Origin of the sequence: Chitinophaga sp. (assembly GCF_036569125.1) — a bacterium.
GTDB lineage: Bacteria > Bacteroidota > Bacteroidia > Chitinophagales > Chitinophagaceae > Chitinophaga.
Map to the genome: position 1 here is coordinate 1 of NZ_DATCRF010000417.1, position 7,354 is coordinate 7,354.

7 protein-coding genes are annotated in these 7,354 nt (G+C 46.9%); 1 reads left to right on the forward strand and 6 read right to left on the reverse strand.

Annotated features, from left to right (window positions below; translation table 11 throughout):
* The 6 genes from VIM87_RS15490 to VIM87_RS15515 all read right to left on the reverse strand — a co-directional run.
* A partial coding sequence (locus VIM87_RS15490; RefSeq protein WP_331997867.1) for a hypothetical protein occupies positions 1-1,588 on the reverse strand: 1,588 nt, incomplete at its 3' end.
* A 16-nt stretch (positions 1,589-1,604) separates the two neighbouring features.
* The gene (locus VIM87_RS15495) at positions 1,605-2,066 is read right to left on the reverse strand and encodes a hypothetical protein (protein WP_331997868.1); all 462 of its coding nucleotides are present in this window, start codon (positions 2,064-2,066) and stop codon (positions 1,605-1,607) included.
* A 290-nt stretch (positions 2,067-2,356) separates the two neighbouring features.
* Entirely contained in the window at positions 2,357-3,709 is a 1,353-nt protein-coding gene (locus tag VIM87_RS15500) for a glycoside hydrolase family 140 protein (RefSeq protein WP_331997869.1), read from the reverse strand.
* A 95-nt stretch (positions 3,710-3,804) separates the two neighbouring features.
* Positions 3,805-4,344 (reverse strand): DUF4142 domain-containing protein, encoded by a 540-nt coding sequence (locus VIM87_RS15505; protein ID WP_331997870.1) that lies wholly within the window; start codon positions 4,342-4,344, stop codon positions 3,805-3,807.
* Positions 4,345-4,614: 270 nt separating this feature from the next.
* Positions 4,615-5,022 (reverse strand): DinB family protein, encoded by a 408-nt coding sequence (locus tag VIM87_RS15510; protein WP_331997871.1) that lies wholly within the window; start codon positions 5,020-5,022, stop codon positions 4,615-4,617.
* A gap of 68 nt (positions 5,023-5,090) precedes the next feature.
* Positions 5,091-5,945, reverse strand: coding sequence for an AraC family transcriptional regulator (locus VIM87_RS15515; protein WP_331997872.1), 855 nt, complete (start codon positions 5,943-5,945; stop codon positions 5,091-5,093).
* A 308-nt stretch (positions 5,946-6,253) separates the two neighbouring features.
* On the opposite strand from VIM87_RS15515, the gene VIM87_RS15520 reads away from it, so the two are divergent.
* Positions 6,254-7,354: HAMP domain-containing sensor histidine kinase (locus VIM87_RS15520; RefSeq protein ID WP_331997873.1), on the forward strand; the 1,101-nt coding region annotated here is incomplete at its 3' end.

Sequence of the window (7,354 nt, forward strand, 5' to 3'; positions counted from 1 at the left end):
CCTTTCTATAGTCCACCAATTCCGCAATACAACCGCGTAATACCTCTTTGGCTTTTCTTTCCCGCTCTGCCATGTTATCGGCAATTTTTTGTTTCTCTTTTTTATGAGCAGCCAGCTTACTCCATATCATGATGGCGCCAATACCCAATCCGATAATCCCAAGAATTACATGATAGGAAAATCCCCATAATCCGCCCAGGCAAATTAAAACGCCGATAGCGATCATGGGATAGGGGAAGGAAAGTTTTGAAAGCTCCAGGGCTAATTCACTTTTATAAAAAGCTTCCTGCTTTTGCAGCTGCGCTGTTTCATCTTCCCCGTTTGCAGTGGCGGTGTTAAAGCCATCAATTGACAGGTTGGCCTGCGGGGGTATGGTGCTCCTGTTCTGCGCGGTAAAAGTATCATGCGCCTCAATGATCCAGGGCTGGCTTATGGATACCGCTAAGGCCTGTGTGGCTTTAGTGGCGCCGGAAAGCTGCGGGTTAAAAGCTGCATTGGTCAGTAATTGCAGAAAATCCACCTGCTCATCAAAAATGTGCTGTTCAGCATCCATCTTTAATTGGGCGGCTGCTTTATCTCCATCCATTTCAATAATAAGCTGGTTTAACCTTACCTGTTTTTGCAGCGGCAGCTCCTCCTCGTCAAAATTGGTAACTAATAAAGTAAGTATTTCATCGAGCTGCACCCTTACCACTTTTGACAGGTCGGCTGAGGAAGAAAAAATGTTATTGAAATGCAGCAGCATGGCCTGGTAAGCCTTAGCGTTGCGTAAAGCGCTTTCCAGATCGGCATAATTAGCCGCAAACTTTTTTAATAAGGGATAAGTATCGCTAACCTGCCCTACAGATCTGAAGAAAGTGATCCATTGGTTCTTTTGCTCATTAATGAAATTATCTGTTTGCGATAGCTGTACGATCCAGTTCTTTACATTCGTCATCATCAGCTGCCGCGCAGCAGGAGGGAATACCCCGGTGGTTACTGCCTCCAGGATCACAATAAATTCCCGGTCAAGGTAGTGGGGATTCTGGTGCATAAAATACCGTTCCAGCCATTTCATGCTTGCATCATTCCTGCCCAGCCGTCTCATTACAAGCATAAAGAAAAGGGTTGTTTTATAGTCATCCCTTTTCAGGCTTTCGGTCAATGCTTTGTCTGCGTTGTTCTTGTCATCACGGATCCATGCCGACAATACAATTAAAGCAGGCGCCAGCCAGTAGCCCGGCGCTTTGATCATTATTTCCTCTGTGGAAAAGCGTAAGGTATCGTCGCTTACAATGCCGGTATCAACACTTTGCAGAATGCCGGTGGCCATTCTGCGTATTTCGGCGTAGTACCCGTATTTGATCTGCAGTTCCTGCCGCAGATTGCCAACACGGGTTTCAGCCAGCTGCAGCGCTTTATGCTGGCTGTCTGCAGCCACAAAATCAGCAAAGGCTGTTGCCAGCTTATCTAATTCACTCTCCAGCTGATCCTGTTTGAAATTTATTGAACCCAGATCGGAATGTACGCCTGCCATATCCGAGCTAATAGACCTTAATGCATTGTTTATGATAGAAAGGTCAGCGTAAGTAATAACCTGTTGTGACATGGAGTTGTGGTATTATTTATAATTTAATTGCAGTGCCGTCTTCCCGGAGAAGTATCAGTTTATCGTTATAAACCTCTACCAGGGCATAAGTATTATGTTTAGCCACGCCACGGGCCTTTTCAAACTCACCGGGCATAGGTTCTGAGATCTTATAATGTTGAATGATCTGGGTGGCGCTCAGATCCATGATGTGTACTTCATAGGGATGTCCCAGGTAACATTTGCTTACAATTCCCAGGGGCAGGGATGCCAGTTCCGCTGTGCCAAACTCCTCCTGGATTATTTGCATGGCTTCATTCCAGCCTTTTGTATCCGTTAATGTTTTTTGGTCAAGTTTGGATAAAAAGTCAATATACTTTTTGGAACGTTTCTTCAGAAGGTCTCTGTCGCTTATAAAGCCGGTACCTGTAGTGGTGGTCTTTTGAGAGGCCGGTCCTGTCCCGGTCTTTGAGGGTTCGTTAAACAGTATTCTCCCCATATTTTTATTTTTTAGGTATTAACACCTTAATATAGAATAGCTGACTTCCTGTGATTGATTGATGACGTTGTCCTTTTTTGGAAGCCGGGAATTAAAAATGAAATTGTACTCAGTTCTTAGTGATAAGTTCAGCTAACGATAGTGCTTTAGCATTAAATATTTCTTGGTTCGCTTTTGTAATAAACTTTCCGCTCAGTTATATAGCTAGGGATCACTGAAACAAATATATGAAAAATGAATTAGATGTAAGTATTGGGAGAAAATATATTTATTAAATTTTTTATCCGTTATCAAAGTTTTAATTCCCTGGCTGCATCCTGCAATATCAGGATCCAATCCTGCCCATACCCGGTGCCGGGCGGTGTAAATTTTTGCTGTCCCTGGTTTTCCACCTCGCCAATATGTTTAAGCTCGCCATTACGGGGATTGTACCAGCCTGCCTGCAGCCGGGCGCCGCTTATTTTTCCCAGCACCACTGTAAAAGGTTGCCCGGATACCGTGTATACGTACAGGTAGTCTTTACCGCGTGTAGCCTGTACGCGTTCGGCCGGTGTAAGGTTATTTTCCAGGATCAGGGATTGGTCCGGTACCCGTTCTAACATGGGGTTCGCTTCCATGAGCTTACGCACATATTGCATTTGCCCCGCCCCGGGCAGGTCCATCGCCTGCTGCCACAGCACATGCGGATTGTTCACTGATTCATAGCTGGTGGAGTAGAACTGCCAGATGTCATGGCAGCCGTAGGTATGCCCGCAGGCGCCGGCAAACAGGTCCAGGTAGGCATAGGTCCTTACATCATATGCGCTGGAAGTGCCCAGCTCTTTTGCATTAAAGCATACCGGGTGGTCTTCATAAATGGGCTCTCCATCCAGCACTGGCTTTACAGGCGTCAGGTTGTAAGCCGCCTGGATCTTGTCATATACCGGCGTATTGCGGCAATGGCCGTTCTGGAACATGTTAAAGCTTAACCAGGCATCTTTATGGAACCACTCCGCAGAGCCTAATGCATTGGGTTGGGTATGAAAAGTGATAACCGCCTTATTCTTTTTGCCCAGCCCTTCCCGGATGCCGGTTGCCATTTGCCGCCAGATACTAAGCTGCTGGTCGTTCTGCGGTATACGGTCGCCGCCCAGGATCCAAACAATGTTCTTCCTGTTACGGTATCGTTTCCCTAACCATTTTCCATACACCCTGGCATTTTGCGGGGTAAAGATCTCCGGCCCTTTTCCCCAGGATGATTTCCACACCTTATCGCCCCAGGTAGGCAGTAACCCTATTACCAGGCCATTGGATGCGGCTTTGTCAAGGATGTAATCCACATGCTTAAAATAGGCTTCCTCCGGTTTGGTGGGATCATCTTTTTGCAGCGGCAGGTTGCCGTAAGCATTGGGTGTATGTAAGCCGTCAAACTCTGCGAGTATAACAGCCTGTATCACCGTGAATCCCTGGCTGGCGCGGTGTTGCAGGTATTGGTCGGCCTGTTCCCGGTTCAGGCGGTGGAACAGCTCCCAGGCAGTATCGCCCAGCCAGAAAAAAGGTTTACCATCACGCAGCAGGTAACGGTGGTTATCGCTGATGCTTATCTGTGCAAATAAGGAAAGGGCACAGCAGCACAATAGGGCAGTGAACGTGGAACGAAGCATAAAGGGTTAATGGTTTAGGGTAGTAATATCCCTAAAATAATAAATTATGCTGTATTACGCGCGCCTTACTGCTTGCTGCTGTGCCCTGCCGGAGGTTACGGAATAATAAGCGTAGCCGCCAGGCTATCTGCCATGGCCTTATGCATGCGAATGGCCGGCAGGTATTTATTGGCGTAATCTTTTAACCGCTGCTGGTTGCTGTTGGCAGCAGCATCTTCAAACAACGCAATGGTTTTTACGTGGTCTTTGATCTGCCCGTTAATATAGGCGGTATCAAAAGTATGCCCGCGCATGTTCATTAATTGTGCTTTAAGCGCAATATGCAGGCTATCCGGCATTTCCGGCAGGTTCACCTGCCAGCTGTCCCCGATGCCCGCCAGCTCTGCCTGTGAAGCTGAATGGTCCTGCTGCATATGTTGCCCGAACATTTTAACGCCGGCGTTCGCGCTCATTGAATCCGCTACTTTTCCCATATCCACTTCGCTCCAGTTTCCATAAGAGGCCTGTACCATAAAGTTCTTATCCCGTTCAGAGACCAGTGGATTGTCTATACCATCATCATCATCAGAGCAGGCAGTAAAACACAGGGCATTCATAGCAAGCATGCCTGCAAGGAAAAGTTTTTGCATTTTCATATATACTTTTTTAATGTAAACAGATGTGAAACCAAAGCGGAGTTAGCTACTTCCTTATTAAGGTGAAGTGCAAATGTTATGCGCGGTTGAACATCAGTTTTTATTTTAAAGCAGAATATACTTGTACTTAAATGCTTACTCTTTTATATGCCCAAACATAAGCCCTGCCTGCTATACAAATAACGTAGCATCAGTTACACAGAAGTGAGGAGAATTAATTACGGATGCGGAATGCCGGATGCTTATGCATTCTGCATTCCGCGTTCAGCATTAATAACCGTATTCCGGCGGCTCAATGCCCTGGCAGCGCAAATACGTTACTGCCTGCCCGCGATGGTGGGTGATATGATCCAGTGTGGCATGAAAACCTTTAACAACATCCTCCGTTAGTTTGCTGCTGTCCACCGTGGCCTTCAGCTCATTATACGCCTGCTCCAGGTAGCTGTGCAGCTCCTTTTTCTTTACCACAGCTTCCGGTGGCGCCCAGGCAATTTCATTGCCTTTTATATAATTCTCCTGCCACCATTGTATGCCGTAGGCAATGTGGTGTAACAGCTCGCCAAAGGTCCAAACCGTTTCTACCGGTTTAAAGGAATAACCGCGCTCCGGCATTTTACCGGCAACATTTAAAGTGTACTGTTTTGAATTTTCCAGCGTAGCTAATAATTGCGCTTTCATAAAAACATAGATTTTATGCAGCAAAGCTATTGGCCGCGCCAGGCAAACACTTAAGGAATCTTGCTCTTTTAACGGGAGCTGGTAATACCGGTGCGGAAAGCCGCGGGAGGACATTGATATTGCTGCCGGAAAGCCGCTGTAAAATGTTCAATGCTGTTAAAGCCGGAGCTAAAAGCCACATCCGCCACGGTTTGCATGGTATTGCGCAGCAGCAGGGCCGCATGCTGCAAACGGATGGACAGCAGGTATTGATGCGGTGAGCAGGAAGTAAAGGTTTTAAAGATCCGGCTGAAGTGAAAGGGGCTTACATAACAATACGCCGCAATTTCAAAAAGGGAAATATCCTGTGTAAAATGGGTGGTAATATATTCCTTAGCCCGCTCTATGGTGCTAAGATGATTCTTTTTTAAGCGGCTGTTAATGCGGGTATCCGGTGCATAGTCCGTAACGGAGCCTAATACCTTATCCGTCATTTGCAGCACCAGCTGATCTATCTGCAGCTTGCTGCCGGAGCGTAAGCCCACTAACCGGCTGATGTAAAAATGCAGGAATTCCGTTTCTGTATCCGTACGCAGCAGGGTAGAGTGCAGGTCATTATCCTGAAAGAACTTCGTATGTCCATAACGTTGAGTCAGCTCCTGGTGAAAGCTGTGCGTAAATTCAAAGATGGTGCATTCATCCGGTATGGCATGCGTGTGTGTAATAGTACGTTCATAACCCGGCTTGGTAATGATCACACAGCCGTTATACGAGTCCAGCGAATGCCGGAACACATTGTACAGGAAATTGCCCTTGCGTACAAAGCTGATGCAAAAGCTTTCCGCATACTCCGGTTTGGAAGTACGGCAATCCGTACAGCGGCATTTAAAATCCAGCACGCGGTAAAAGTCGGAATGGTAACGGGTATGGATATCTGCGTCCATGGCTGTGAAGTTAACAATTTGCGGGTACAGGGGAAAATGAGAAATGAACAGGACAAATTAAAAAAAGGACCCCGCTTTGCCCAGAGGAGTCCTTTTTGAAATTAGCGTGGTAAGAATACCTGCTATGTCTAATAAATTCTTGTCTTTAAAGATACTGTGTAGAAACCGGCCATTTGTTAAGCATTGGTTAATCGTCCCGGTTTTTTTAAGACGGGCGCTTGTCCAGCCTGCAATCGCCAGCAGCCCCATGTTTAGTGCGGCTAAACGTAATGAAAATACCGTCAAAATGCTATAGTTTCGCATCTTCCATGTATCCGTTCATTCATAGCGTAGTTAATATTGGAATCAGGCCTGGTCATCCGTTCGAAGAGCAAAAGAAAATAAGGTCCCTGAATGCAGGGGCGCTGCTGGGCTTAGTAATGGTAGCGGCGTTATTGGTGCTGAACCTGGCAACGGCACATTTATGGTTAGCCTGCTGCTACCTGTTGTTATCGCTGGTGATAGCGGGCATTTTCCTGCTGCAGCAACGCCAGCTGTTCCAGCCTGCCCGGTTCACGGCCATCATGACCATTGCCCTGTTCTTCAGTTTTATTTCGCTGGCCTATCATAATAATACAGAGCTGCTGCTGTTATTAAATATAGCAGTGATCATACTGCTGCTGGATTCCTGGTGGTTAATAGCCGTAATGGCGCTGGTGGATATGTTCATCTTCATCTTCACCCGTATTTACAACAGCCATCACAGGCCGTTAATAGAGGCTTTACCCCCTTCGCGCGATATCATTAGCGTAACATCTGTATTCGTGATGATGATGGTAGTGCTGTTATATAATAAGTATGAGCAGCAGCGTTACCGGCAGCAGATGGAAGGGCTGAACCGGCAGAATGAAGATAAGGCCGTGCGTTTGGAGAACCTCAATAAATCCAAAGAAAAAATATTGTCTATTCTTTCACATGACCTGCGGGAACCCCTGGCTGCCATGCGTTCCCTCTTAAGCCTGGATGCGGAGATGGCTGCACCCCTGTTCAACGAGTTTGCAGGCCGGGCGCGTAACAGTTTGGATAATGTGCTGCTGAGCTTAGATAATACCCTGCGCTGGTCGCATATCCAGTTAAAAGGCAGCACAGCTTACCCGCAGTACTGCGATGTGCAGGAAGCTATTATACAGCTGCAGCAGAAAATGGGATCGCAGATGGATGAGAAAGCCCTGGTCTTTTACCAGCAGGTACCGAAGGATACGCTGGTGTATGCCGACCCGGATCACCTGGCCGTGCTGCTGCGCAATGTGCTTTCCAATGCTATTAAATTCACACCTGGCGGCGGCCATATTACCATAGCTGCTGCTACGGAAAAAGAAACCGTACATATTCGTGTAACCGATACCGGTATAGGCATGGATGCTGCCACC

Bases quoted from the DNA above. Each gene is read 5' to 3' on its own strand.
- VIM87_RS15515 (WP_331997872.1), bottom strand. From the start codon at position 5,945: ATGGACGCAGATATCCATACCCGTTACCATTCCGACTTTTACCGCGTG.
- VIM87_RS15510 (WP_331997871.1), bottom strand. From the start codon at position 5,022: ATGAAAGCGCAATTATTAGCTACGCTGGAAAATTCAAAACAGTACACT.
- VIM87_RS15495 (WP_331997868.1), bottom strand. From the start codon at position 2,066: ATGGGGAGAATACTGTTTAACGAACCCTCAAAGACCGGGACAGGACCG.
- VIM87_RS15500 (WP_331997869.1), bottom strand. From the start codon at position 3,709: ATGCTTCGTTCCACGTTCACTGCCCTATTGTGCTGCTGTGCCCTTTCC.
- VIM87_RS15505 (WP_331997870.1), bottom strand. From the start codon at position 4,344: ATGAAAATGCAAAAACTTTTCCTTGCAGGCATGCTTGCTATGAATGCC.